This is a genomic window from Lysinibacillus sp. 54212 (genome assembly GCF_036662795.1).
Taxonomy (GTDB): domain Bacteria; phylum Bacillota; class Bacilli; order Bacillales_A; family Planococcaceae; genus Lysinibacillus_B.
This window is the reverse complement of the sequence record NZ_JBAFWZ010000004.1, coordinates 28,235-52,432: the sequence shown is the minus strand read 5'-3', so window position 1 is coordinate 52,432 and position 24,198 is coordinate 28,235. Positions and strand designations below refer to the sequence as shown.

The window sequence follows — 24,198 nt, the reverse complement described above, 5'->3', positions numbered from 1 at the left end:
CATGAAGTACATGAACGATGCGAGCGTAATGAAGCGCATGGGAACTCGTTTAAAATTTAATCTTGTGTGGAAATCCGTTTTCCTACTAGCAACAAGCTTTGCCTTACTTGCGCTAGTTGTATTACTTTTCCGTATTTTTTCACAGGGGCTGGGCTATTTAAATTTTGATTTTCTCACTAATTTTGCTTCTCGAATTCCTGAAAATGCAGGGATTAAGGCAGCGCTGATTGGGTCTCTTTGGTTAATGGCAGTAGTCGCACCTGTCTCGATTATATTAGGTGTCAGCACAGCTATTTATTTAGAGGAATACGCCAAGAAAAATAAGATTAATGATTTTATTCGAATGAATATTTCAAATCTAGCAGGTGTTCCTTCGATAGTTTTTGGTTTGCTTGGATTAACAATTTTCGTGCGCTTAATGGACCTCGGGAAAAGTATTTTAGCAGCTGGTCTTACGATGAGCTTACTTATTCTTCCTGTTATTATCGTAGCAGCACAGGAGGCCATTCGCGCGGTGCCAAATGAACAGCGTGAGGCCTCGTATGGAATGGGCGCAACGAAATGGCAAACAATCGTGCGAGTAGTATTACCAGCAGCAATACCTGGTATTTTAACGGGTAGTATTTTGGCGCTATCTCGTGCAATTGGTGAAACAGCACCGCTTGTCGTAATCGGTATTCCGGTCATTCTTCAGTTCTTACCTGAAAATTTACTAAGTGCATTTACAACGCTACCGATGCAAATTTTCGATTGGGCGAAACGTCCACAGGAGGAATTCCAGTATGTTGCAGCAGCCGGAATTATTGTGCTGATGGCTGTACTTGTCTTTATGAATTCGATTGCTGTCTTTATTCGAAATAAATTTCAAAAACGTTATTAAAGAGGAGTGTACTTTATGGTGAATATTGCGGAGCGTACGGCACCTAAGATTAAGATTATTGAAAAGTCACCGACAGCTGTACAGAGTGAAAAAAAGGTCGTTTTTGAAACGAAAAATTTTGATTTATGGTATGGTGAGCACCATGCATTAAAAAATATTAACATTGATATTAGAGAGAATGAGGTAACGGCCGTTATTGGTCCTTCAGGCTGTGGGAAGTCTACCTATGTAAAAGCACTAAATCGTATGGTGGAGCTAGTGCCGATTGTTCGAACTACAGGTGAAATCAACTACCGAGGACGTAACATTTTCGGTTCAGATTATCAAGTGGAGGAGCTACGTACGAAGGTAGGGATGGTTTTTCAGAAGCCAAATCCTTTCCCAAAATCAATATATGATAATATCGCATATGGACCACGTATCCACGGCATTAAAAATAAAAAAATCCTAGACGAAATTGTTGAAAAGTCATTGAGAGGCGCAGCGATTTGGGATGATGTAAAAGATCGTCTACATCAAAATGCATACGGTCTTTCAGGCGGACAGCAGCAACGAATTTGTATCGCACGTTGTTTAGCAATTGAGCCGGATGTTATTTTAATGGATGAACCAACATCAGCGCTTGACCCAATCTCTACGTTAAAGGTGGAGGAGCTTGTACAGGAGTTAAAGGATAATTACTCGATTATTATCGTGACACATAATATGCAGCAGGCAGCTCGTATTTCTGATAAAACAGCCTTCTTCCTAAACGGCGAAATTATTGAATTCGACCAGACAGATAAAATATTCTCTACACCTGCAGATCAACGAACAGAAGACTATATTTCAGGTCGATTTGGATAAGGAGGTATTAGGATGAGTGTACGTGAACGCTTTGAGCATGATATTAAAAGTGTACAACAAGATTTATTAGAGCTTTGTCAAAAATCAATCGAGTCGCTGGATTTATCGTTTCAAGCATTTGTGAAAAAGGATATTGAGCTAGCGCTTGAAATAATCGATATGGATGCTGAAATAAATCGATTAGAGGAAGCGATTAATGATCGTGTAATTTTACTTATTGCAAAGCAGCAGCCAGTTGCCACTGATTTACGCCGCTTGATGGTCATTATAAAGGCATCGGCCGATATGGAGCGTGTTGGTGATTATGCTGTAAACATTGCGAAGGAAACAATTCGAATTGGTCAGGAGCCATTTATCACATCGATTGAAACGCTAGAGGATATGTGTAGTCAAACGACGACGATGCTACGTCAAATAGTAGAGGCATTTATGAATGAAGATATTGCAAAAGCGAAAGAAATTGCTGAATTTGATGATAGGGTAGATGAACTATATGGTGAAACAGTTGGCAACCTACTTCGCTTAACGAGCGTAAAAATTGAAAGCATTCCACAAATTACGTATTTATCATTTATCGCCCGTTATATTGAACGCTGTGCCGACCACGCAACGAACATTGCAGAGCACCTATTCTATTTAGTAAAGGGTCAGCATTACGAATTAAATAATTAATATGAGAGCGTCCCGAATTAGAGTACTGAACGAAAAGTTCCTGTACTCTTTTTTTCTTCGATGCCGTTCATCTCCATTCTGGCGGACGCGTTTCAACGTAGAGTTGATTTCCGTTGCGCCAGCGCGCTTTCCTGGGGGTGTCCGATGAGCCTCCTCACTGCGTTGCGGGGTCTCATTGACGCTAATCCCCAAGGGAAATAATTGGTTCCCCAGTGAAAGGAACCGATTATTTCTGCATCGAAAGGCGTAGCCGACAGATGCACTCACGCTGGCTCCACTCCAATCAAAAACGCTTTATTTATAATGTCATCAAAATTTAGCAAAATGTATTATCCAGAATTATTTTTTTGCAATTTTTAGCACAAGTAACGTAGAGCGGCGACTCCAGCGGGACAAGCATGAGCTGAAGGCCCCGCAGGAGTGAGGTACGAACGACGAGGAGACTGAGGCCATGCCCGCGGAAAGCGTCCGCTCGGAGTGCAGTGTGCGGTTCGAAAATAGTAACTCTGACTTTTGGTGATTAATTATAATAATGTAAGTGTGGTATAATTTTTACAGTTATTGTGAAAGGAATGATGATTATGAAACAGTTACAGCGAGTGATTGAAAAGTAGAATAGAGCTTCTCTTTTCAATCAAACCATAGAAAAGAATAATTATTGAAAAGAGGATGTATATGTATCAAGATCAAGAGTTAATGATTCGACCTGTAGAAGAGTCGGATATGATTCGACTTTGGGAGCTTATTTATAAAGAGGAGCAGCCTGAATGGAAGAAATGGGATGCACCGTATTTTCCGCATAAGGCAATAGCATACGAAGAGTTTTTACCGCAAGGAAGACAGTGGATTCATCGTGATAACTTTTGGGTAATTGAAGTGAGTGGAATTGTGCGTGGCATTATTTCATACTACTGGGAGCATGAGCCTTCCCAATGGTTAGAGATGGGCATTGTTTTACATGAAGGTGATTCATGGGGAAAAGGGCTAGGAACTCGTGCGCTAAAATTATGGATCAATCATCTTTTTGTAACGTTACCATTGGTTCGTGTTGGCTATACTACTTGGTCAGGTAATGAGCGAATGATCCGTGTCGGGGAAAAGCTCGGCATGAAGATGGAAGCAAGAATTCGAAAGGTTCGCTATTATAATGGAGACTACTATGATTCTATTCGAATGGGTTTGCTAAGAGAAGAATGGGAAAGTGTTATGTAAATGTAGCGATTTATTTTTTGGAAAACCGAGCAAACTCACTGCTCGGTTTCTTCTATAGAAATATAAATCACCGTAGAAAGTTTATAGTCAATGCAAAATTATTGAGATAAGAATGTAGATACCATTTCGTACAAATATAGTTAATAGATTATTCTATTCAAAGATTTAAAAATCACATGCACAATAATAAAAATAAAAATGAGTAATTACTTTTTTTTCTCTAATATAGAATACAAGTATTTTGATGAAATAATAGATATAAAAATAATACTTGGAATAAAAATAAGTAACGTCAACATGTCTGTGAAATTATTCCATGGAATAATATTTAAATTAAAGAGCTTCTGTAGTACTTTGAATAATAATATAAAAATAAAAATAGATGTGAGAGATGTAAGGAGCAAAATATTTTTTTTCATTGTATAGTCTCCTTTAACTTATTATGCCAATCAATCTAAAGTAGCCCAATAATAATTGAGCTACTTATTTTAATTTCTTCAGTTGGACAAGAATAGATTTATATCTGGTGCATCTCCATTATGTTCTAAACCATATTTTATATAATCTAATGTTTCATATTCTTTACCCTCAACCTCTTCTACTACATTTAAGTTTAGTAATAATTTATCTCCTATCTGATAAGAGTTTGTTAAATCCCCTTTGAATGGCCACTCAGTTAAATTCCCATCTAATTCTTCGAACCCGAAATAAGTAGTATTGTCAGATGGGCTGTATCTAATAGATTGGATATCATCTTCAAAATTTATTATATCACCGATTGATAGACCCTTGAAATTCTTAACTAAAAGGTCAAGTTCTTTATCATACCCAAGATTCTGTAAATATTTTACTGAGTATGTTTGGGAAGGGGAGAAGTTATATAGAGTATCTTCAATAACATGTTGTTTAGATGGAATAGCATAGAAACCACCATTAATATATTCATTTTTAAATAATGCATTATTTTTTGTGTTTAAAAGTTCTACTATATCACCATTTTTATGTTTCATTTTAGAGTTGGATAAACTTGTTTGTTCAGGACAAGGAGGTGTAGAACAAGCAATATTACCTGTGTAGTGCCATAATGCAATCCAAAGGTTCCAAGTTTGCGCAGAATTTTGTACAAATCGAACTGTGTAAGTCCCAAGTGAACCTTTGTAAGTTGTATGTTGTTGAGGAGTGACTGAATGTGAAAGGACATCTTTTCCTGAAGGGTCTGTGATAATTACTGAAATTTTTGATGCATAATTTACTAAAGAGGTCTCTGGTACTACGTCGATTTCATCATTACTATCAAGTCTTGTTACTATATGCTTAGTAGAAGCGCCGTAATTGCTCGAGTTAAATGCAATAGAACCACTACTTACAAAGTCAACATTTGATCCATATGAAACAGTTGGTGATTTCGTGTACCAAGAGTTTCCTGCCTTGTTAATGATATACCAAGCTGCCTTAGTCCAATACTTAGAATATGCAAGTGGAGTAATCTCTAATTCAGGATCTTTATTTGGTAGTTCAATAATAGACTTGTTATTATCTGATTTTGCGTAATTTTTATCAATCTCAGCAGAACTAAATTGTTCGAATGAACAAAAGATAGCAAAAAAGAGAGCTGATATTACTGTTATTTTTCCTGATTTTTTTAACATATTAAATTTAATAACCTCCTTGACTTTGATATGTTATCTTTGATTTTTTATCGAAAAAGAAATTAATATCTAAATTATCAGATACCAATTCCGATTAACCAATCAATAAAAAGGATAATATGTTCAACCATATTCAGCCCTCCTTACATTAGAATTTGCATATGCTATAATTCATAATATCTGGAAATTTAATAATTTGAATAAAATAGGCGTATAAGCTTAAAGGGGGAGTGTATATTGATTGGGAGAACAATTAAAAAAATTCGAATTAGTAAAGGGTACACGCAAAAATTTATTTCAGAAAATATTATCCATCAAACTAGTTATTCGAAATTTGAATTAGATAAAATTCAATTAACAACGGAAAATTTTATACATATACTTAGAAAATTAGATATTTCTTATGCTGAATTTAGTTTTATACATAATGATTATGACCTTGATGAAAAAGAAAAAATTATACAAACTTTCATTAATCTAAGATTTATTGATGAAAAAGTTTTACAAGAAATTATTAATTTATCAACAGCATATTTAAATAAAAGTTATGATTCATTTCTATATGATATTCTTCAGTTGTGCAAAGGGTTTATTAAATTGAAAATGACGTCCGATTTTAAAATAGCTTCTAAGTATGCAAAGATTATATGGAGTCGATTAGAAAGAACTGATATTTGGTACTTATCAGATTTGTATTTAATAAATAATATTTTATTTTTATTCCCATTAGAGACATCAATATCTATAGCGGACTTAGCTATTACAAGATTAGAAAAATATTCTAAATTAGATAATAGATATAAGTTACTGGCCCTTACAATTCAATATAATGTAGTACATCTTTTAATAAGAGCAAATGAGTATAACTCTGCTTATATAATGAATGAGAAAGTAATATATGGATTTAAAGAAAATAAGAATTACTTTCAAACATCGTTATCTCTACTAAGGAAAGGTTTTTTAGAAAATAAATTAGGAAAACAACCAGACCATACTACGTCTATGTTATTAATTAATTTAATTGGGGTGGCAGAAATATTTGATGATAGAGATTTAGTAGAAAGACTGAAAGAAGAGGAAAAATATTTAAGACGGCTTGAAAAAGTAAAATGAAAAATACTTATTTTTGTTAATTCTGTAGATGAAATATCTAAAATACTGATATGATAACTTAGGAACGATAGCATTAAAAAATTATAGGTCAATCCTCTTTTCAAGAGCTTTACCGCTAGTTCGTGTTGGCTATACAACTTGGTCAGATAATGAGCGAATGATCCGTGTCGGGGAAAAGCTCGGCATGAAGATGGTAGCAAGAATTCGAAAGGCTCGCTATTATAATGGCGACTACTATGATTCTATTCGAATGGGTTTGCTAAGAGAAGAATGGGAAAGTGTTAATAGAAACATAGAATTATAACAAAAGGGCAGAGTGTTGTTTAATCAACATTTCTGCCTTTTTTAGTATTAGAATTTAATCTTTAAGTCGCCAAATGACCTCTAGTACATTGACAAAAATATTAATAAAATCTAAATACAAGTTTAACGCCATTCTAACTGCTTCATGTTCTTGTACATGACCATGTCGGATTTGGTTAAAGTCGTATACAGTGTAGATTACAAATAATAATACTGTAATTGCAGCAAATACTAACATTATAGTATTACTTACTGGAATGAAGAAGAATATAATGGAAAAAATAAAGACAACAATTAATGTTGCAAATAAATACATTCCAATCGATGAAATATCACGAATCATCATCCCGACAACACCTAGTAGGATAAAGACTGCAATCGTACCAATCAATACACTAAAGACAAGCCCTGCACCAAGCTCTTCGATATAAAACTGTGTTGTCCAAAATAATGTAATCCCAATTAAAAAAGGTAGAGCATAGCTAATGATGTTGGCAAGGCGTATACTGCGTACGAAAATAGAGACAATAAGTAAAATGATTGTAATGATGGAAATCGGTAAAATAATTGCAGGCGATAGTAACGAGCCGGTAAATAGACCAATTCCTGTTAGCACCCACATAAAAGTGAAATGCTTTAATACTTTGCCTAATATGTCACTGTGCATAATCAAAACCCCTTACGTATATTTAATAATAAATATACGAACTAAAGAGGAATTAGTTTCATTTTATTCGTTTTGAAAAAATGATTATACTTTTGAGATTCTATGGCTAAAGAAGTAACGTGTACTGATTTAATGCCCATAACCTAGGATTGATTTCCACTGCGCCAGCGTGATTTCCCAGGGGCGCAGCTAGGAGAGTAGTATGAGGTGCATAATTAGCATCCCCGACTTTTAATGCTTACACTCTTTCTCCATCCGAAAGAATAAATCTCATCATTTTCACCACAATAATCAATATCTAATGCAATAGACTTGAGGTGTGATGAGATGCTAAAGGCTGTCTTTTTAGATCGCGATGGTGTTATTAATGAAGTGTTAACGGATCGCGTAAAATTTGTAAACAAGCCGAAAGATTTATATTTCTTGCAGGGTGTGCCTGAAGCAATAAAAAAATTGAATGCACATTTTGACTATATTTTTGTGGTGACAAATCAAGGTGGCGTTGGTTTAGGCTTCATGAAAGAGGCTCAGCTACAGCATATTCATGAACATATGATTGCTAGACTAAAGAAGGAGGGGGCCATTGTTCATGAGGCTGCCTATTGTCCACATAAGCCGAAAGCTGGCTGTGCCTGTCGTAAGCCGAACAGCAAAATGATTCAGGATTTAGCTGCGAAATATGAAATTGACCTATCCCGCTCTTACATGGTCGGTGACACGGACACAGATATTATAGCGGGCAAAAAAGCGGGTACAAAAACAGTTTTTTTAGGAAAAAGTGACCCGCTTGCTGATGCAGTATTCCCCGATTTATTCCATGCAGCGGATTGGATTATCGAGGATGTATCTCGAAGATAAATGCATGCCTAAAGTATAGACAGCGCTAAAATGGAGAATTTAATAAATGGAGGTGATTATTCTGTCTAATAAAAATAAAAAGAGACGCGGGAAGGGATTAGGCCGAGAAGAGTTTGGCTATGGATATGATATTAGTGCGGATGATTTAGCGGTTATAGGACAAAATGAACAAGCAAAAAAACAGCATGACAATGAAAATAATGAAAAACCAACTAGTAAAAATAATCCTTCAATCCTTAACAAGTAAACGATTGCAGCACTATGGTTTAAAAGAAGCCATAGTGCTTTTTTTTAGGTGCTAATATTATCAAAAAAGTAGAAATTTTGATACATTGAGAGTAAATGTTCGTTTATTTTTGTAAGGGGTGAGCTTGATGAAGAAATGTATTTCGATTTTAGGAGTTCCTATGGATTTAGGGCAGGCTAGAAGGGGTGTCGATATGGGGCCAAGTGCAATTCGCTATGCAGGGGTAGTAGAGCGACTTCAAAGGCTAGGATATTGTGTCAAGGATTACGGAGATATTGAAGTGAATGCTAGAGTTGTAGAAAGTACTGAGCCATATAATTTAAAAAATTTAACTTCGGTGATCGAAACGAGTAAGAGGCTTAAAGATAAAGTTACGGAAATAATGAAAGGGGACGCTTTTCCGTTAATTTTTGGTGGAGATCATAGTATTTCAATTGGTACAATCGCAGCTATTGGAGATGGATTCAAAAATCTAGGTGTTATTTGGTATGATGCCCATGCAGACTTAAATATTCCTGAAACTTCTCCTTCTGGTAATATACACGGTATGCCGTTAGCAGTAAATTTAAACATAGGTCATCCGTTTCTTACGTCCATCGGTATAGAGGAGGCAAAACTAAAGCCAGAAAATATAGTCATTATCGGAGCTAGAGATTTAGATGCAGGGGAGAAAGCATTAATCAAAAAAATGGGAATTAAAGTATTTACTATGCATGAAATTGATAAACTCGGTATGGCAAAGGTGATGGAAGAAACAATTGCTTACTTAAAACATACAGATGGTGTTCATTTATCTTTAGACTTAGATGCTTTAGATCCTATGGAATGCCCGGGTGTTGGAACGCCTGTCCTAGGGGGCATTAGCTATCGTGAAAGTCATTTAGCAATGGAGATGCTTGCAGAAAGTGGAAAAATAACTTCGGCAGAATTTGTGGAAGTCAATCCAATTCTAGATGAGCGAAATAAAACGGCAACTGTTGCTGTAGCATTAATGGGTTCGTTATTTGGAGAAAAGTTATTATAATAATAAGCTGGCATAAGGTATGTGCCAGCTTATTCTCACAATAAAAATTGTTTTATACCAGAGGTAAATGCATCGGGTTCTTCAATCATTCCTAAATGACCTGTATTCGTGATGATTTTTTGTACAACGATATTATCTGTATTAATCGGTTTTACGATATTATCTTGTGTACCTTCAAATATTAGGATTGGTGTTGTAGCAGTATTTAAAAGCTCTGTTTGATCTTGCCTCGTTTTCATGGCTTCTAGTGCAATAATTAATCCATTCTCATTTGCTCTATAGCCAATTTGCTTTGCGAATTCGATATCCTTATCTTGAGCATGGGGTGCAAAAAATGCTGGCATCACATTATCAACAAACGGTCTTACCCCATTTGCTATAATATTTTGCTGTTGTGTTGCTCTTTTTTTCTGAGCTTCTGCTGTATCTGCAGATGTCGAGGTATACGCTAAAATGGCCTTCTCAATGCTGGGAGTTTTCTTTTGAAGTGCAGCTAAAACGATATAACCGCCCATCGAGTGGCCAAGCCAAGTAGCGGATACTATTCTTTCCTTTTTCAAAATATTTGAAATCGCTTCTACATAATCATATATAGAGTATGATGATTTTTCGACTGCACTTTTCCCGTGTCCTGGCAAATCTATTCGAATCATATCGAAATGATCTTGTAGTTCACCCATAATGGGATTAAAAATCGTACAATCACCTAAAAAACCATGTATCAAAACAAGCTTTTCTCCATTTCCAATCCGGTCGTAATGCAACATAATAAATCCTCCTTTGCTGTACTATTATGTACTCTTCCCAACTATCTATAAAAGAAACAAGAAAGCTTTATTATTATCGCTAATTACGATAGGTTTTAGCCGAAAAAAGTATGTATTCTGCACGGAAATATATGCTATAGTAATACAACACTTACGAGGAGTGCATATATGACACAATTACTAAATGTATCAATAGAAAAGGCAGCAAATATTTATTTTGATGGAAAAGTTACTAGTCGTACAGCAATTTTGCCAGATGGATCTAAAAAAACATTAGGTATTATGCTACCTGGTGATTATGAGTTTTCAACAGGCTTAAAAGAAGAAATGGAAATAATAGCAGGAAAGCTACTGTATAAGCTAGAGGGCTGCGAATGGGAAGAAATTGATGGTGAAGGAGTCTTTTATGTACCGGGAAATAGTAAATTTCAACTTAAAGTAGAATCAGTAACAGATTATTGTTGTTCTTATTTAGAGGATTAATACATAAAGAAAGGCCAATCCCTAAAAAAGAGATTGGCCGTGTTTACTAATTAATATGTAAACTCTTCTGCAGTATCGATTACATCTTGTGGAACAGTGATGCTATCAATTGAATTGAAGTCATAGTAATTGATAGTTGCACTTTGAGTGATTTTCGTTTCTATGCCTTCTTCATTGATATTCATAACCATATCCACTACCATATTTGTTAAATCAAATGTCTTTTTATCGATTGTTAATTCATATTTTGCATTATCGAATGTAAGACTACTTAAATCAGCAAAAAGGGCCTCACCTTCTTCACCTAACGCAGCACTTGCTTCTTCCTTAATAAATTCCAAGAATTTTTCGCCTTCCGCATCAAGCGTTAACACAAAGCTATCATCTGTTTGCTCAAACTTAAATTCTTTAATAAATTGCTGTAATTGTTTTAGTTGCTCTGTTGCATCATTTTGCATACCTGCAGCTTCTAGCATGCCTTCGAATTCTTCATTAGGAAGCTTTAACCAACCGCCTGCTGTTTCTTCGTATAAATAAAAGCCATCCTTTTCAGTCATATACATTTTCATAGGAACTTCTAATTCTTCGCCAGTGGAATCGTCAGTCATTGAAGTTGTACCATCAATAAAAAATTGTAACGGACTAATAACTGTTTCCATTGTTAATGCCGAATTTGACGTCATATTAACAGTTTCTCCATCAACTGTCATTTCGATGTCCATATCCATGTTCATGTCAACCTTTGAACTTTTAAGCTCTTGTTGTCTATCCAATGTTTTATCATAAACTTGCTGGAGTGTTAATTCTGACTTATCTGTTGTTTTTCCAGATGATGAATCATCTTTTTTTACTTCCGCTGTGTCTCCACATGCTGCTACTAGAACTGCAGCACCTACTGTCATTCCTAAAAATAATTTTTTCTTCAAATGTTTCCATCTCCTTTTCTGTGAATACAACATATTATACGTTCATAGGATGGAAAAGGTTTCAGAATTTTATAAAATATAAAAACTTTTTCTATTAATGGTATTAGTTGGGTGTATATGTGATAGAAAAAGATGTTCTCTAATTTGTTTTAAATTGAAAAGGATTTGGAAATGATAGTAGACAAATAAAGAGTAGGAGAGATGTGCATGAAAAATGGAATAGCTCTATTAATTATTAGCGGTATTTTATTAAGTGTAGGGCTAGTATTAATGCTATTAAATTATGAAGGAGCAAGTACGATGCTATTTGGAATGGGTTCTATTTTGCTCATTAGCGGTCTTACTTTTTTGAAAAAATTTCAAGGTCAGCCTGTAGGCAAACGCTCGAGTATTTGAACATTATGCTTCACAATTTTGTAATATTTTTTAAGGATGAACGGGGTAATTAATTATTATTACTATATTTGCTGCAGTTATTTCGCTATACTTACTATTGCTATTTTATCGAATGGTAAGGTGTGAAAAAATGACATACGATATTTTTAACGATAAATTTCTACAATATTTATTTACTAGTGATATGTTTCAACATTTATCTCAAGTAGAGCAACAGGCTTTTTTACAGTACTTTGCAAATGATGAACAGTTTATTAGAATAATGAATGTTGCATTAGCATTTCAAGAGGAAATTGCAGAAGTAGAGACGATGGTTCCTATACTTTTTGAAGGAAGCGAAATCCCAGCAATCAATACATCAGAAGTACGAAAAGCGACGTTAAAAGATCAAGTCGTAATAGAAGATAATGTTTGCTTTGTTCCGTTTCAAACAGAGGTGGATTTAGCAGCACCGTTAATTATAGCATTGGATTGCTCTGAAAGTATGCAGACATTAGAAGACCTCGCTAAAGGCTTAATTATTCCATGCTTTAACCTTTGTGCACAGCAAAAGCGTGATTGTATTGTGTTGCCGTTTTCAGAAACGACAAAGCAGCCTATTGTGTTTACGCATGGGAAATTACACATTCAAAATATGAACGAGCTAATTCATTTGAAAATGTGTAATCGTGCTAACCTTTTACCGGTTTTTAAACAGGCTTTAGCACTATTTGATATGTATAATGCTAAGCAGGATGCAGAATTAATGCTTGTGACAACCAACTATTTTGATGATTATGTTGACTCGAATACTTCTAGCTATATCAGACAGCTGAAAAATCATAATGTAGAGCTTTCCCTTATTGCGCTTAATGAACAACAGTTTAATGAAGAACCGCTCGATTTTATCGATAAAGTGTTTTTTTGTAGCTAAGAGTATAGAATAAGAAATATCTGCAAATGTAAGATAATCACATTCCTGGAATAGGGAAGTGCTACTATTTAAAAGTGAAAAGGGGCTACGTTTGTGCGTAGCTTTATTCAAAAGTATAAATCTTTGAATTTTGAGTATTGTCTAGCTCCAGCGCCCAGCCCCTCGGGTCGCCCCGTCCCCTCACTCGAAAGCGGGAAGGATGCTTTCGATTCGGGTCTTCCAGCGCATGTCGGGGCTAAACGGGGCGCTTCCGCTTTTCGTAATTGTCTAGCTCCAGCGCCCAGCCCCTCGGGTCGCCCCGTCCCTTCACTCGAAAGCGAGGAGGATGCTTTCGAACGAGGGGATGCAAGCAGCTGTCGGGGGTAAACGGTGCGCTTGCGCTTTTTTTTATGGGTGGAGTTAAAATACATAGATTAGAATTGAGGATAATGAAATGAGGGGAAATAATTGGAGTATTATAAATATTTAAGACAATACATAGGATCAAAGCCATTAATTTTACCAGGCTCTGTAGTCATCATATGTAACACAAAGGATGAAGTACTATTACAACAGCGGCCAGATGGAAAATGGGGCTTACCAGGCGGGTTAATGAATCTTGGTGAAAGCTTTGAGCAAGTAGCGGAGCGAGAAGTATTTGAAGAGACGGGTTTAAATGTAGAGAGTTTAAAAATGCTTGGAGTATTTTCTGGGGAAGACTATTATATGAAAGCACCGAACGGAGATGAACTATATTGTGTAACAGCTGTATTTCTTACAAAGCATGTTAATGGAAATATCTCTTGCGATTCGTCAGAGACATTAGCCTTACATTATTTTGATTATGCCCATCTTCCAGAAAATATGATAGGAAGTCATCGGGAGTTTATTAATTTATATCGTGGGGATTTAACATGTAGTAAAAAGAGTGATTAATGTAATTTCATTCTGTCTCCCTTGCTACTAAATAATATATGGAAATATTATACTTAAATATATTTGTAATTTTCTGAAAATATAAATATAATAGAGTTGTATAACAATATTAGTTTTCTACAAGGGGGTAATAATATGAATGCATTCTTAGAAACAAATGGAATGGGAGTAAATGTCGGATTAATTGTTGTTATTTTTACAGTGTTTACGTTATTGCAGCATCTTTTATTTGGTTTGATTTATAATAAGCTAGTGGAAGGACTAGGAATGCATGATAAAAAGCTTTGGGCTTGGTTACCGGTATTAAACTTAATGTTATTTTATAAGATCGTTCAAGAAGACAAGGGGTCACAAAATACGAAAACGTTGCTCGTTGTAGCCTCGCTTTTTCTAGCAGTTCTACCAGCTGTTCCGCTAATTTATATTTATCAAGGACAAGTAGAGACGGGAATAATTTTTGGTGCAGTGAATATGATTATATTACAAGTATTTTTCTACGGTTATGGAATTACGAGATTTAACGGGATTTTTGATAGAAAGCTTAGTGGAATAAAATAATCTATGCTGAAAATAGTTTGAATTATTAAAAATTTTATATTAGAATAAAACATAAGTAAAAGCGAAAATGAAAGAGAGTAGGCTAAATGGAGCTTTAGAGAGCTAGCGGTTGGTGAAAGCTAGTGCAAGATTTAGTACGAATGGACTTTCTAGCTGCGATGAGGAAATGCATCGACGTAGCTCTCACGTTACGAGAATTAGAGTGGACTATTTTTTTAGTCAATGAAGGTGGCACCACGGCTCTCCGTCCTTTAATACGGAGGGTCTTTTTTTGTGCAAAAAATGAGCAGAGAGAGGTTAGTGAGAGATGACAGTTGAGACAAAAGATTATGTAATGCGGCAGCTACAAGGTGATACTTTAACACCGATATCGATTTATAATGCGCTGCAAGGAAAGAACAAAGTATTATTTGAATCTAATACGAAATATGAGGAAAGTGGACGGTACTCTTTTATAGCGGTAGATCCGGTAGCAGAATTAAAGGGTGATGGCATGTCTTGTACATTTACAAAGCAAGAGGATGTACAGCAATTGCAAGTGCCTGTAATCCAGCAATTAAAGGAATGCCTTCCTGTACGGATGGGAGAGTATCCATTTGCCTTCTTTGGTGGGGCGATTGGTTATTTTGGCTATGAAACTGCCTTTCATTTCGAAAAAATTGGCGACATTATTAATGATGTATACAATATGCCAGATGTCCATGTATTTTTCTACGATACATTTGTAATGGTTGATCATCTATTACAAACTGTAACTGTCGTTGCTATTGATTTATTTCAAAATGATCGTAGCCAGGAAGACATGGAGGAAGCAATTACTGCAATTCAGCAACAGCTACAGGCTTTTGTACCACAGCATAATGAGAATCCGTCAAATATTGAATTTTCACATATGATTGAAAAAGAGCAATTTATTGAAATGGTTGAAAAGGCTAAGGAGCATATTCGTCGAGGTGATATTTTTCAGGTTGTATTGTCACAAACCTTTGAGGCGAATTTTGAAGGAAATCCATTTACTTTATATCGAAAGCTACGTTCAACGAATCCGTCGCCGTATATGTATTACATGGAATTTGGTGACTATACGATTTTAGGTACTTCTCCTGAAAGCCTAGTAAAAGTGCAAAACGGAATAGTAACGACAAATCCGATCGCAGGAACGAAGCCGAGGGGGAAAACACCGGAAGAGGATGCTGCAATTGCCGAAGCCCTTTTAACTGACGAAAAGGAAATTGCCGAGCATAAAATGCTAGTAGACTTAGGAAGAAATGATGTTGGTAGAATAGCTAAAATCGGCTCTGTGAGAGTGACAAAATACATGACAATTGAACGCTATAAATTTGTGATGCATATTGTTTCTGAGGTAGTAGGGGAGCTACGAGAGGATAAGCATGTAGTCGATGTATTAGCTTCTAGCTTGCCTGCTGGTACAGTGTCTGGAGCGCCTAAAATTCGTGCAATGCAAATAATTAATAGGCTTGAGCAAAGGAAGCGCGGTGTTTATGCAGGTGCAATCGGTTATATTTCGACTACGGGTAATATGGATTTAGCGCTTGCTATTCGTACGATGATTGTTAAAGAAGCGAAGGCATATGTACAAGCGGGAGCTGGTATCGTGTATGATTCCGTACCTCAATCGGAATATGAGGAAACTTTAAATAAGGCACGAGCTTTGCTGGAGGTACGAAAATGATACTACTAATCGATAATTATGATTCATTTACGTATAATCTATTTCATCAGATATCAATGTTTGATCAGGAAGTTAAGGTTGTTCGAAATGATGTTATTACAATAGAAGAAATTCGTACTATGAATCCAGAAGCGATTGTTATTTCACCTGGTCCTGGTACCCCTTCAGAGGCAGGAATTACGGTTGAGCTAATTCGTAAACTGTACAAGGAGTATCCAATATTAGGTATTTGCCTTGGTCATCAGTCGATTGGTGAGGCATTTGGTGGAGAGATCGTGCGTGCTGAGAAAATTATGCATGGTAAAACAAGTACCCTTCATTACAAAAGGATTGGACTATTTTCAGAGTTTAGTGATGAGATAGAAGTTATGCGTTACCATTCTTTAGTTATCGAGCCGACAACTTTGCATCAGGATTTTGAGGTTATGGCAACATCTCAGGATGACGGGGAAATTATGGCGATTGAGCACAAGCAATATCCTGTCTATGGATTACAATTCCATCCGGAGTCAATAGGTACAGAAGAAGGTTCGCAAATGATCCAAGCATTTTTAGATAAAGTAGAAAAGTTTGCGATTAAGAAGAAGTGAGTTCTGGGAATCAAAAAAGGGTGCGGCATAAGCCAGCACCCTTAACTTATTATGTGTGATATTTACTGTACAGCTTCTTCTTCAACAGTAGCTTCTGTTACGGTTGGTGGCATGACTGTAGCAAGTATATAATCATCTTCTGTAACAATGTCGAAACTAGCCTGCTCCCGAATATCGCCAACTGCTATCGAATTACCAATAGCAAGATGAGATATATCGATTTCAATCGATTCAGGAATGTCTGTAGGCTTTACCTTTAATCGGAGTGATAAGTTTGGCTGCATAATGACGCCACCTGCTTTAACACCGATAGATTCGCCTGCTAACACAATTGGTACGTCTACTTCCAAGTCTTCTGACATATTAATTGCTTGGAAATCAACGTGTGTAATAGTATTCTTTAATGCGCAACGCTGTACTTCACTAATAACAGCATTAACATTTTGCTCATCTACTGCTAGCTTAAAAATATTATTTAAACCGTTTGCTACAATCATTTTCGAAACCTTCTTTGCATCAACAAAGATTGGTGTCGTTACTGTATTGTAGCCGTAGACAACTGCTGGCACACCGCCATTTTCTCGAATCCCTCGTAAAATCGAACGAGATCCTGCCTCACGCTTTGTAGCTTGTAAAACGATACTCATACTTCCTCAATTCCTTCCAATGTTATTTTTCGGCTGATTGCTAATAGAGCAATCAATCGATTCAAGAATGCAACTCATCGTTTGCACACTAAACTCGTACCTCAAATAAAAAGAAACAACCCCAGCAAAACATAACTGGAAAAAGAAGTGAAAATATTTTTTTCTGCAAGCATTAAAGAAACTACATATACCATTATAGTTAAATATTAGTATAAAGCAAATTTAACGTATACTTTTGTCTATATCTACTTCTGTAATATTTTTTAAATTTGATTGAGTCCTAAATGAAATTGGGTTCGTCTATAGGGTGAGAAAGGAGGGACAGTATGAATATTGAGGAGCTCATTTATACATATAGTGATTATTTATACCGAGTCGCCTTCATTTATACAAAGGATGAGCGAGCTGCAGAAGAGGTTGTACAGGATGTGTTTTTCAACTTTTATCGGAAACGGGATCAATACAATGGGACAGCCTCGCTAAAAACCTATTTAACAAAAATGACGATAAATCGTAGCTACGATTATTTAAGAAGCTGGAAACGAGCAAAATGGGTGTTTAGTGAACGATTTAAGGAATCGACTGAAGGAACTGAAGCCAAATATATTCGATGTGAGGAGCGAGGAGAAATTACACGAGCGGTGCTTACGTTACCTGTGAAATATAGAGAGGTACTGCTGTTATATTATTATGAGGATTTTTCTGTGAAGGAAATAGCTGTCTTTCTAAATTCACCAGAATCGACAATCAAAACTAGGCTGCAGCGAGCTAGAGAAAAATTAAAACAAGTTTTACCAAGACAGAAGTGGGAGGTGTTAGCAAATGACGATGCAAGATGATTGGAAAAAGGAATTAGATAGAATGAAATTATCTCAGAATCAAAAAGAACGGGTCATTCAACATATGTATACTTCTCCTAATAAGCGGAAGGATGCGAACTGGACGTATCGCCTCGTGTTGCCTGCGTTTATCGTTCTATCATTATTTGCAATAATACTGTCACTACAGCCAAGCTCACAGCAGCAAGCTAGTACGACTCTAGCAACAGCAGCTGTTCAAACTCTTAATAGAACAACTTCGACAGAAACGGTAATATGGTTACTTGTTGTAGCTGTACTGCTGATTCTAGCATTCGTACAATTTGTGTTGTTAGTATTTCGTTTTAAACGTTGGCAGGGGAAGCCTATTATTACTGAGATACAGGCACTGCTACGTACACATAAAGAAATGTGGATTATTCATCTTGCGGCCGTCCTTTTACTATTGCTTACCTTTGCCTTTTGGTTTGGTATTCCCTTATTTTTATTTGGCTCATTAGATGCAATACATCACTTACTTGCCCTACAGATATCTTTATTAAGTAGTACTTGTATTGTAACGAGCTATTTATTGTATATTCATGTTCATGCATTGAAAAAGCTTCAACGTGAAAGGGCTTGGAAACATGCTTTCAAATGGCAGCTCTTATCGATTGCGATTGTTTTTATGATAATAAGTATGTTTGTCAGTTTAATCTATCTCAATAACATAATGATGTATATTCACTCATACTTTGGGATTTTATTATTTATAAATCTTTGTTTTATTCAACTTTGGTTTAAACGTAATGGTGAGCCTGTAACCTGTCCACACTGCGGTAAGCCATTTAATCTACGCCAAACTATAAAAAAATCTTCGCTGCGTTCGAATAAAAAATGTGATTATTGTCAGGAAGTAATTTATTTAGATACACTAAAGAGTCGTCAAGATGATATTGGTATTTATTTAATTGTCCCAAGTGCATTATTAATGTCGAGCCTGGATATCGCAACATTTATTTGGGGAAGTTTTATTCTATGTCAGGCACTGTTTATAAGGTTCGTTATGGTACCGTATTCCATGTACTATACAAATGAAAAACCAGATAAAAATAAAATCCCGCCTCTTTGGTAATGGATATGGTAATCTTTAGAAGGGGTGATAGAAATGGATCGTTTTCAAAAAGGGTTAGAAACGATGAAGGATTATGTAACAAAGGATGCGCTTAAGCAAATGGTTGATTCGGATGCTTTAGCGGATATTGCACCAGATCTACGAAAAATGATAGTTGAATTTGCGTATGGGGATATTTATTCACGTGAAGGGCTTGGGAAGAAGAAGAGAGCGCTTGTTGTCATTACAGCAGTGGTGACGCAAGGAGCAGCACCACAAACAAAAACGCATATTATTCGGGGCTTACATGCAGGTCTTTCTCCAAAGGAAATTGTCGAGGCGCTCCTACAGCTTGCACCGTATATTGGTTTCCCTCGTGTCCAAAATGCACTAACGATTGCGCAGGAAGTATTCCGTGAGAAAAAATTAAACGTAAAATAATTGAAAGACGAGATGCTAGAAAGCAATCTCGTCTTTTTGCTTTTTATAGATACTTTTCGATCTCTTGTTCGAATTTTGACGGCTTATCTGTTGGAGCGAAACGTTTGATAATATTGCCTTCCTTATCGACTAAAAATTTCGTGAAATTCCATTTAACTCTACTTCCTAGGAACCCCTTTGTTTCTTCAGTTAGTAGCTTGAATAAAGGGTGAGCTTCTTCTCCATTCACTGTAACGATTTCATGCATTGGGAATGTTACGCCGTATGTTAGGCGACAAGCTTGTGAGGCTTGATCAGCTGTTGCTACTTCCTGTTTAAACTGATTCGAAGGAAAGCCGAGTACAACAAAATCACGTGACGCATATTTTTGGTACAATGACTCCAATTCATTGAACTGTCCAACAAGCCCACATTTTGTTGCCGTATTTACAATTAATAATGTTTTTCCATTGTAACGATCTAGCTTATATTCCTCACCGTTATCTAATTTAACTTCAATATCATAAATATTCATAATGATTCCTCCGAATTCAATAGAAGTAAAAATTCATTGAGCCTTTGCAACTTTTCTTTTAAAGAGGGTCCTTCTGTAGCCAAATAGTCAAAACATAATAGTTTTTCTAGGATTGCCTGTTCGATATGTTGCTTTTGTTGTTGCGCCTTTTTAGTTAAAAATAACATTGTAGCACGTTTATCTGTGGGGGAAGGCTGCTTAAGAATCCAGCCCTTTTCTAGAAGCTTTTGTAATACAGGATTTAATGTACCGATACCTAAATTTAGTTTTTCACAAATGGTAGATGAGGTTTGCGCATCCTTTTCCCATAAAGCTAATAAAACCAAGTATTGGGGGTACGTTAAATCAAATGTTTTTAAGATTTTAGCGTAAAGCTTTGTGAACTGGTTGGCAGCTTTATACACTTCAAAGCAGAGTTGGTGCTCTAATTTATATGGCATACATGTTCACCTCAATTATATCGTACACGATGTAATCTGTTATGTAAAATTATTTGCTAGCCTGCGAGGTGAGTTATAAGGGAAGTCAAAATAGATGCGCAAAAAAGTGTCAATTTTATGTCGTTATTAACACAAAAGTCATTTCTATATGACATTTGTCACTATGCGTAAACGCTTTCAATCTATAAAGTGTAGTCTTATGAATAAGAAAGTTAGGGGAAATTAAAACGTTTATGAAAATTGCATGGGTTACAGACACAGCAGCGTTGCTATCGAAAGAGTTTATAGAACATCATAACATACATGTACTCCCATTAAATGTCGTATTTGAGGAAGGCGCTCTTCGTGAAACAGTCGACATGACATCAGAGGAATTTTATAAAAAATTACGCGAAGCAAAGGTACATCCAAAAACGTCACAGCCCAATTTTGGAGAGCAAGTTGCTCTGTATGAAAAATTAAAACAAGAGGGCTATGATTTTGCTATAGCAATCCATACGTCAGGGAAGCAATCTGGAACAGTAGCAAGTGCACCAATCGCTGCAGAGCAAGCGGGCTTCAAAACTTATGCAATTGATGCAAAAATCGGGTCATTTCCAATGCAGAAAATGCTAGAATTAGGGATCGAACTAGCAAGACAGAGCGTATCAGCAGAGAACATTGTAGAAGAGATTATAGAGATGCGCTCACGTTCGCAATTATCCTTTATCCCTGCAAGCTTAGAAAATCTTCACAAAAGTGGACGAGTATCAGGTTCAGCTATGTTTTTAAGTAACTTATTAAACATAAAACTGGTTATTTCTTATATTGATGACGGAACATGTGTCGTTACCAAAAAAGTACGTGCTGATAAGCGTGCAAAAAAAGAAATTGTTGATACATTAGACAAAGCAGTAAAGCAATCTGGCGTTGAGCAGGTTGCGATTATTCATTGCAATAATGAAATGGCCGCACAGGAATGGAAGGAGGAACTATTAGTGGACTATCCCTCTATTGAATTCATCCTAACTCCTTTATCCGCTGCCGTTGGAGTACATGCTGGTGAGGGCACAATTGGTTTAACTTGGGTACGAAAAAAATAATGAAATAAATAAACACATCTCACAATAAACGAGATGTGTTTTTGTTTCCTAAAAGGATATACATACTTGCTAGCATCCCCGCAGAAATTAACATAACGGTAATAAATAGTATGATTCCATTCCAACCATAGTGCAGCCAGAAAAATCCACCTGTCGTCCCACCTATACTAGAGCCAAAATAGTAGGCGAATAAATAGAGAGAGGATGCCTGGGCCTTATCGTAGCTAGCACGGGCTGAAACTGCACCACTGGCGATTGAATGTGCACCGAAAAAACCGAAAGTGAAAATAATGATACCGACTATTTTAACTTCTAGCGTTACAGGTAAAGTAAGAATTGCTCCGCTAAGCATAAGAACAATACCGGCCATTAATACGTATGGACGTCCAAATCGATCAGATAAGGTTCCGAACCACGCTGAACTAAATGTACCAACTAAGTAAACGATGAATATCCACCCGACCATCGTTGCACTTAAATGATACGGGGCTTCTACCAGTTTATAGCTAATATAATTATATAATGTTACGAAGCTGCCCATAAGTAAAAAACCAATTCCGAACAAGCAAAGGAGTACCGAATCTCGTAAATGGTTAAGCAATGAGCTCGTCAAGGCTAAGAGCTTTAATGGGCGTGGAGAAAAATGTCTTGATGGCGGTAATGCCCAAATAAAATAAATGCTAATGATAAGGCTTAGTAGTCCTAATACTAGCATTCCCATTTGCCAGTTGTAAAAATCGGTCATTGTTCCCATAACAATGCGACCGGCTAAACCGCCGATGGAATTCCCACTTATATAGAGCCCCATTGCAATACCTAAGCTAGAAGGATCAACTTCTTCACCTAAATAGGCCATGGCGATAGCTGGAACACCTGCGAATACAAAGCCTTGGAGTGCTCGAATAGCTAACAGTGCCTCAAAAGATGGTGTAAAGGTTAATGCAATAGTACATAGGGAGGCAGCAAAGATGGAAATGGTCATAATGATTTTTCTGCCCCAAGCTTCTGAAAGTGAGCCAAATAATAGAAGACTTATAGCTAAAGTAACGGTCGCTAAGGATAATGATAAGCTTGCTGTTGCAGGAGAAACATGAAATTCCTCAGAAAGTTGTGGCAGTAAGGGCTGTGTACTATATAGGTTTGCGAATGTAATAAAGCCCGCTGCAAATAAAGCTAAATTTGCAAGAATAAATTGTTTTGATCCTTTTTGTATAAAGTCCATGAATTTCGTCTCTCGTTCGTAAAGTGTTATATTATTTAATTGTAGACATGTAATAAGGTATAATAAAAAGGAAACTCGATACTGAGTCTCCCAATTTATTCTTCTATTTTCTTTCCAGTGATAATTTTTGCTATTTCCTCAATTGACATATTTGAGCTAAGATCAAATTGTCCCTTTTGGATCGAGCGAGCATATTCCTTCTTATATAAAAACAGTTCAAGCTCTCTTCCGTTTTGTACTACACCAGCATCCTCGGCTTGCTTGCCAATGTCGTATAGTGTAACGCCTTCATATATGTAGATTGAGCCATAAACAATGTCATCAGTCTGCTTTTGTTGCCCAGTCTCATCGTTAGAGGTATTTGATGTTTTCTCAGGTTGTTCATCCGAGTTATCTTGTTGGTTTTTAGGAACATCCTGCAATTTTTCAAGTTTGTCATTCGCTTCCTTTAGCGCCTCATTTAAATCCTTAATTTCTTCTTTGTATTCTGCTTTTTGTTTGTCTGAAAGGGGGCTTTCAAACTTTTCATAAACAGTAAAAGATGCTCCAGCTAAAAATATTCCAATACCGAATGCACGTAGTGACTTTTTCATTTACAAGCCTCCGTTCGATGCTAAAATAGATCGTACCTGTTCTGGAGATAAGGTGGAGAGTTTACATATTTCATCAAGAGACATACCTTGCTTATTTAACTCAATGACTTGACTAACTAAAATACCATGAACTGGTTTTAAGCTAAGTTCAGGCTGTGACATGGGTGGCGGAGATACATTCCCTTGATTGAGAGATTCCTGAGCCGCCTTTACTTGAGCTGCCACCTGCTGAAACGAATCCATTGCATTTTTCTTTACACTTCCTCCTGGGGATTTTACTTGAAAGCTAGGCTCGACAAATAGCTCTTCCTCTAAAATCTTTAGGCGTCGCTTTAGACCGTTTGTTTCTTGATAAATACTAATGGAGAGCTCCTCTAAATCTTTCTCTACCTTTTTTGATGAATCTTTGATGAAAAAAGAAATGGCGATTAATACAATGCCAACGATCATTACGATTAAAGATAAATCCATATGTATAGCCTCCTAATAAAATCTATTTCTCTTTTATTCCTAAAAAACAATAGCTCATCAGTGGAATGCAGAGACCAATGACTGTTTTTATTAATTTATTTTAACATAAGGAAACTTAATAAGAAATGACGCTAGATTTTTTTTAAGTTTGTGTTATAATAGGAA

29 protein-coding genes, 1 pseudogene and 1 other annotated feature are annotated in these 24,198 nt (G+C 36.2%); of the genes and pseudogenes, 20 read left to right on the top strand and 10 right to left on the bottom strand.

Annotation, left to right across the window (positions count from 1 at the left end):
* Window position 1: 1 nt before the first annotated feature.
* From pstA to V4T18_RS03990, 4 genes are all read left to right on the top strand, one after another.
* The gene (gene pstA / locus V4T18_RS04005) at window positions 2-880 is read left to right on the top strand and encodes a phosphate ABC transporter permease PstA (protein WP_332646795.1); all 879 of its coding nucleotides are present in this window, start codon (window positions 2-4) and stop codon (window positions 878-880) included.
* 15 nt (window positions 881-895) lie between these two features.
* Window positions 896-1,726, top strand: coding sequence for a phosphate ABC transporter ATP-binding protein PstB (gene pstB, locus V4T18_RS04000; protein WP_332646793.1), 831 nt, complete (start codon window positions 896-898; stop codon window positions 1,724-1,726).
* Window positions 1,727-1,738: 12 nt separating this feature from the next.
* The gene (phoU, locus tag V4T18_RS03995; RefSeq protein ID WP_332646791.1) at window positions 1,739-2,398 is read left to right on the top strand and encodes a phosphate signaling complex protein PhoU; all 660 of its coding nucleotides are present in this window, start codon (window positions 1,739-1,741) and stop codon (window positions 2,396-2,398) included.
* A 675-nt stretch (window positions 2,399-3,073) separates the two neighbouring features.
* Window positions 3,074-3,610 carry a GNAT family N-acetyltransferase gene (locus tag V4T18_RS03990; RefSeq protein WP_332646789.1) on the top strand — a complete coding sequence of 179 codons (537 nt, stop codon included), beginning with the start codon at window positions 3,074-3,076 and terminating at the stop codon, window positions 3,608-3,610.
* Window positions 3,611-4,107: 497 nt separating this feature from the next.
* Here the strand turns inward: V4T18_RS03990 and V4T18_RS03985 are convergent, their stop codons facing one another.
* Window positions 4,108-5,259 (bottom strand): hypothetical protein, encoded by a 1,152-nt coding sequence (locus V4T18_RS03985; protein WP_332646788.1) that lies wholly within the window; start codon window positions 5,257-5,259, stop codon window positions 4,108-4,110.
* Between the two features lie 237 nt (window positions 5,260-5,496).
* Between V4T18_RS03985 and V4T18_RS03980 the strand changes: the two genes are divergently transcribed.
* A complete protein-coding gene (locus V4T18_RS03980; RefSeq protein ID WP_332646787.1) occupies window positions 5,497-6,372 on the top strand; it encodes a helix-turn-helix domain-containing protein in 876 nt (291 codons plus the stop codon).
* A gap of 58 nt (window positions 6,373-6,430) precedes the next feature.
* A pseudogene (locus tag V4T18_RS03975) lies at window positions 6,431-6,676 on the top strand (GNAT family N-acetyltransferase); the annotation flags it as partial.
* 54 nt (window positions 6,677-6,730) lie between these two features.
* Here V4T18_RS03975 and V4T18_RS03970 read toward each other — a convergent pair.
* On the bottom strand, window positions 6,731-7,342 hold the full coding sequence (locus V4T18_RS03970; RefSeq protein ID WP_332646786.1) for a Bax inhibitor-1/YccA family protein: 612 nt from the start codon (window positions 7,340-7,342) through the stop codon (window positions 6,731-6,733).
* A gap of 327 nt (window positions 7,343-7,669) precedes the next feature.
* Here V4T18_RS03970 and V4T18_RS03965 point away from each other — a divergent pair, with 327 nt between their 5' ends.
* The 3 genes from V4T18_RS03965 to rocF all read left to right on the top strand — a co-directional run bounded on the left by V4T18_RS03965 (window position 7,670) and on the right by rocF (window position 9,471).
* A complete protein-coding gene (locus tag V4T18_RS03965) occupies window positions 7,670-8,200 on the top strand; it encodes a D-glycero-alpha-D-manno-heptose-1,7-bisphosphate 7-phosphatase (protein WP_332646784.1) in 531 nt (176 codons plus the stop codon).
* Between the two features lie 46 nt (window positions 8,201-8,246).
* Window positions 8,247-8,447 carry a hypothetical protein gene (locus tag V4T18_RS03960; RefSeq protein WP_332646783.1) on the top strand — a complete coding sequence of 67 codons (201 nt, stop codon included), beginning with the start codon at window positions 8,247-8,249 and terminating at the stop codon, window positions 8,445-8,447.
* 127 nt (window positions 8,448-8,574) lie between these two features.
* Window positions 8,575-9,471, top strand: coding sequence for an arginase (gene rocF, locus V4T18_RS03955; RefSeq protein ID WP_332646781.1), 897 nt, complete (start codon window positions 8,575-8,577; stop codon window positions 9,469-9,471).
* A gap of 35 nt (window positions 9,472-9,506) precedes the next feature.
* Here rocF and V4T18_RS03950 read toward each other — a convergent pair whose 3' ends face one another.
* Window positions 9,507-10,238: an alpha/beta fold hydrolase gene (locus V4T18_RS03950; RefSeq protein ID WP_332646779.1), complete on the bottom strand. Its 732-nt coding sequence runs from the start codon at window positions 10,236-10,238 to the stop codon at window positions 9,507-9,509.
* Window positions 10,239-10,406: 168 nt separating this feature from the next.
* Between V4T18_RS03950 and ppnP the strand changes: the two genes are divergently transcribed.
* Entirely contained in the window at window positions 10,407-10,721 is a 315-nt protein-coding gene (gene ppnP / locus V4T18_RS03945; RefSeq protein ID WP_332646777.1) for a pyrimidine/purine nucleoside phosphorylase, read from the top strand.
* Between the two features lie 50 nt (window positions 10,722-10,771).
* Here the strand turns inward: ppnP and V4T18_RS03940 are convergent, their stop codons facing one another.
* Window positions 10,772-11,647, bottom strand: a complete 876-nt coding sequence (locus V4T18_RS03940; protein WP_332646776.1) for a DUF6612 family protein — start codon at window positions 11,645-11,647, stop codon at window positions 10,772-10,774.
* Between the two features lie 207 nt (window positions 11,648-11,854).
* Here V4T18_RS03940 and V4T18_RS03935 point away from each other — a divergent pair, with 207 nt between their 5' ends.
* The 6 genes from V4T18_RS03935 (at window position 11,855) to V4T18_RS03910 (ending at window position 16,712) form a co-directional block, all read left to right on the top strand.
* A complete protein-coding gene (locus V4T18_RS03935; RefSeq protein WP_332646774.1) occupies window positions 11,855-12,043 on the top strand; it encodes a hypothetical protein in 189 nt (62 codons plus the stop codon).
* A gap of 130 nt (window positions 12,044-12,173) precedes the next feature.
* Window positions 12,174-12,956, top strand: a complete 783-nt coding sequence (locus tag V4T18_RS03930) for a hypothetical protein (protein WP_332646772.1) — start codon at window positions 12,174-12,176, stop codon at window positions 12,954-12,956.
* Between the two features lie 447 nt (window positions 12,957-13,403).
* Window positions 13,404-13,871, top strand: coding sequence for an NUDIX hydrolase (locus V4T18_RS03925; RefSeq protein ID WP_332646770.1), 468 nt, complete (start codon window positions 13,404-13,406; stop codon window positions 13,869-13,871).
* A gap of 135 nt (window positions 13,872-14,006) precedes the next feature.
* Entirely contained in the window at window positions 14,007-14,429 is a 423-nt protein-coding gene (locus V4T18_RS03920; RefSeq protein WP_332646768.1) for a hypothetical protein, read from the top strand.
* A gap of 55 nt (window positions 14,430-14,484) precedes the next feature.
* Window positions 14,485-14,684: a binding site (T-box leader), on the top strand.
* Window positions 14,685-14,736: 52 nt separating this feature from the next.
* A complete protein-coding gene (gene trpE, locus V4T18_RS03915) occupies window positions 14,737-16,122 on the top strand; it encodes an anthranilate synthase component I (protein WP_332646767.1) in 1,386 nt (461 codons plus the stop codon).
* Window positions 16,119-16,712, top strand: a complete 594-nt coding sequence (locus V4T18_RS03910; RefSeq protein ID WP_332646765.1) for an anthranilate synthase component II — start codon at window positions 16,119-16,121, stop codon at window positions 16,710-16,712. The genes trpE and V4T18_RS03910 overlap by 4 nt, the downstream gene beginning before the upstream one ends.
* A gap of 62 nt (window positions 16,713-16,774) precedes the next feature.
* Here the strand turns inward: V4T18_RS03910 and V4T18_RS03905 are convergent, their stop codons facing one another.
* Window positions 16,775-17,359 carry a 50S ribosomal protein L25/general stress protein Ctc gene (locus tag V4T18_RS03905; protein WP_332646763.1) on the bottom strand — a complete coding sequence of 195 codons (585 nt, stop codon included), beginning with the start codon at window positions 17,357-17,359 and terminating at the stop codon, window positions 16,775-16,777.
* A 326-nt stretch (window positions 17,360-17,685) separates the two neighbouring features.
* Here V4T18_RS03905 and V4T18_RS03900 point away from each other — a divergent pair, with 326 nt between their 5' ends.
* The 3 genes from V4T18_RS03900 to V4T18_RS03890 are packed head-to-tail and all read left to right on the top strand — an operon-like array spanning window position 17,686 to window position 19,711.
* Complete coding sequence (locus V4T18_RS03900) at window positions 17,686-18,198, top strand: RNA polymerase sigma factor (protein WP_332646761.1); 513 nt, start codon at window positions 17,686-17,688, stop codon at window positions 18,196-18,198.
* A complete protein-coding gene (locus V4T18_RS03895) occupies window positions 18,182-19,291 on the top strand; it encodes a hypothetical protein (RefSeq protein ID WP_332646759.1) in 1,110 nt (369 codons plus the stop codon). Before V4T18_RS03900 ends, V4T18_RS03895 begins: the two co-directional genes overlap by 17 nt.
* Before the next feature lie 33 nt (window positions 19,292-19,324).
* The gene (locus V4T18_RS03890; protein WP_332646757.1) at window positions 19,325-19,711 is read left to right on the top strand and encodes a carboxymuconolactone decarboxylase family protein; all 387 of its coding nucleotides are present in this window, start codon (window positions 19,325-19,327) and stop codon (window positions 19,709-19,711) included.
* A 43-nt stretch (window positions 19,712-19,754) separates the two neighbouring features.
* Here V4T18_RS03890 and V4T18_RS03885 read toward each other — a convergent pair whose 3' ends face one another.
* On the bottom strand, window positions 19,755-20,225 hold the full coding sequence (locus V4T18_RS03885) for a glutathione peroxidase (RefSeq protein ID WP_332646755.1): 471 nt from the start codon (window positions 20,223-20,225) through the stop codon (window positions 19,755-19,757).
* On the bottom strand, window positions 20,222-20,665 hold the full coding sequence (locus V4T18_RS03880; RefSeq protein ID WP_332646753.1) for a MarR family winged helix-turn-helix transcriptional regulator: 444 nt from the start codon (window positions 20,663-20,665) through the stop codon (window positions 20,222-20,224). The genes V4T18_RS03885 and V4T18_RS03880 overlap by 4 nt, the downstream gene beginning before the upstream one ends.
* Before the next feature lie 233 nt (window positions 20,666-20,898).
* Here V4T18_RS03880 and V4T18_RS03875 point away from each other — a divergent pair, with 233 nt between their 5' ends.
* Window positions 20,899-21,747 (top strand): DegV family protein, encoded by an 849-nt coding sequence (locus V4T18_RS03875; protein ID WP_332646751.1) that lies wholly within the window; start codon window positions 20,899-20,901, stop codon window positions 21,745-21,747.
* Between the two features lie 19 nt (window positions 21,748-21,766).
* Here the strand turns inward: V4T18_RS03875 and V4T18_RS03870 are convergent, their stop codons facing one another.
* The 3 genes from V4T18_RS03870 to V4T18_RS03860 form a co-directional block, all read right to left on the bottom strand.
* Window positions 21,767-22,969 (bottom strand): MFS transporter, encoded by a 1,203-nt coding sequence (locus tag V4T18_RS03870; protein WP_332646749.1) that lies wholly within the window; start codon window positions 22,967-22,969, stop codon window positions 21,767-21,769.
* 95 nt (window positions 22,970-23,064) lie between these two features.
* Window positions 23,065-23,562: a hypothetical protein gene (locus V4T18_RS03865; RefSeq protein WP_332646747.1), complete on the bottom strand. Its 498-nt coding sequence runs from the start codon at window positions 23,560-23,562 to the stop codon at window positions 23,065-23,067.
* Window positions 23,563-24,033 (bottom strand): hypothetical protein, encoded by a 471-nt coding sequence (locus tag V4T18_RS03860; protein WP_332646746.1) that lies wholly within the window; start codon window positions 24,031-24,033, stop codon window positions 23,563-23,565.
* Between the last annotated feature and the right edge of the window lie 165 nt (window positions 24,034-24,198).

Bases quoted from the DNA above. Each gene is read 5' to 3' on its own strand.
- pstA (WP_332646795.1), top strand. From the start codon at position 2: ATGAAGTACATGAACGATGCGAGCGTAATGAAGCGCATGGGAACTCGT.
- pstB (WP_332646793.1), top strand. From the start codon at position 896: ATGGTGAATATTGCGGAGCGTACGGCACCTAAGATTAAGATTATTGAA.
- phoU (WP_332646791.1), top strand. From the start codon at position 1,739: ATGAGTGTACGTGAACGCTTTGAGCATGATATTAAAAGTGTACAACAA.
- V4T18_RS03990 (WP_332646789.1), top strand. From the start codon at position 3,074: ATGTATCAAGATCAAGAGTTAATGATTCGACCTGTAGAAGAGTCGGAT.
- V4T18_RS03985 (WP_332646788.1), bottom strand. From the start codon at position 5,259: ATGTTAAAAAAATCAGGAAAAATAACAGTAATATCAGCTCTCTTTTTT.
- V4T18_RS03970 (WP_332646786.1), bottom strand. From the start codon at position 7,342: ATGCACAGTGACATATTAGGCAAAGTATTAAAGCATTTCACTTTTATG.
- V4T18_RS03965 (WP_332646784.1), top strand. From the start codon at position 7,670: ATGCTAAAGGCTGTCTTTTTAGATCGCGATGGTGTTATTAATGAAGTG.
- V4T18_RS03960 (WP_332646783.1), top strand. From the start codon at position 8,247: ATGGAGGTGATTATTCTGTCTAATAAAAATAAAAAGAGACGCGGGAAG.
- rocF (WP_332646781.1), top strand. From the start codon at position 8,575: ATGAAGAAATGTATTTCGATTTTAGGAGTTCCTATGGATTTAGGGCAG.
- V4T18_RS03950 (WP_332646779.1), bottom strand. From the start codon at position 10,238: ATGTTGCATTACGACCGGATTGGAAATGGAGAAAAGCTTGTTTTGATA.
- ppnP (WP_332646777.1), top strand. From the start codon at position 10,407: ATGACACAATTACTAAATGTATCAATAGAAAAGGCAGCAAATATTTAT.
- V4T18_RS03935 (WP_332646774.1), top strand. From the start codon at position 11,855: ATGAAAAATGGAATAGCTCTATTAATTATTAGCGGTATTTTATTAAGT.
- V4T18_RS03930 (WP_332646772.1), top strand. From the start codon at position 12,174: ATGACATACGATATTTTTAACGATAAATTTCTACAATATTTATTTACT.
- V4T18_RS03920 (WP_332646768.1), top strand. From the start codon at position 14,007: ATGAATGCATTCTTAGAAACAAATGGAATGGGAGTAAATGTCGGATTA.
- trpE (WP_332646767.1), top strand. From the start codon at position 14,737: ATGACAGTTGAGACAAAAGATTATGTAATGCGGCAGCTACAAGGTGAT.
- V4T18_RS03910 (WP_332646765.1), top strand. From the start codon at position 16,119: ATGATACTACTAATCGATAATTATGATTCATTTACGTATAATCTATTT.
- V4T18_RS03905 (WP_332646763.1), bottom strand. From the start codon at position 17,359: ATGAGTATCGTTTTACAAGCTACAAAGCGTGAGGCAGGATCTCGTTCG.
- V4T18_RS03900 (WP_332646761.1), top strand. From the start codon at position 17,686: ATGAATATTGAGGAGCTCATTTATACATATAGTGATTATTTATACCGA.
- V4T18_RS03895 (WP_332646759.1), top strand. From the start codon at position 18,182: ATGACGATGCAAGATGATTGGAAAAAGGAATTAGATAGAATGAAATTA.
- V4T18_RS03890 (WP_332646757.1), top strand. From the start codon at position 19,325: ATGGATCGTTTTCAAAAAGGGTTAGAAACGATGAAGGATTATGTAACA.
- V4T18_RS03885 (WP_332646755.1), bottom strand. From the start codon at position 20,225: ATGAATATTTATGATATTGAAGTTAAATTAGATAACGGTGAGGAATAT.
- V4T18_RS03880 (WP_332646753.1), bottom strand. From the start codon at position 20,665: ATGCCATATAAATTAGAGCACCAACTCTGCTTTGAAGTGTATAAAGCT.
- V4T18_RS03875 (WP_332646751.1), top strand. From the start codon at position 20,899: ATGAAAATTGCATGGGTTACAGACACAGCAGCGTTGCTATCGAAAGAG.
- V4T18_RS03870 (WP_332646749.1), bottom strand. From the start codon at position 22,969: ATGGACTTTATACAAAAAGGATCAAAACAATTTATTCTTGCAAATTTA.
- V4T18_RS03865 (WP_332646747.1), bottom strand. From the start codon at position 23,562: ATGAAAAAGTCACTACGTGCATTCGGTATTGGAATATTTTTAGCTGGA.
- V4T18_RS03860 (WP_332646746.1), bottom strand. From the start codon at position 24,033: ATGGATTTATCTTTAATCGTAATGATCGTTGGCATTGTATTAATCGCC.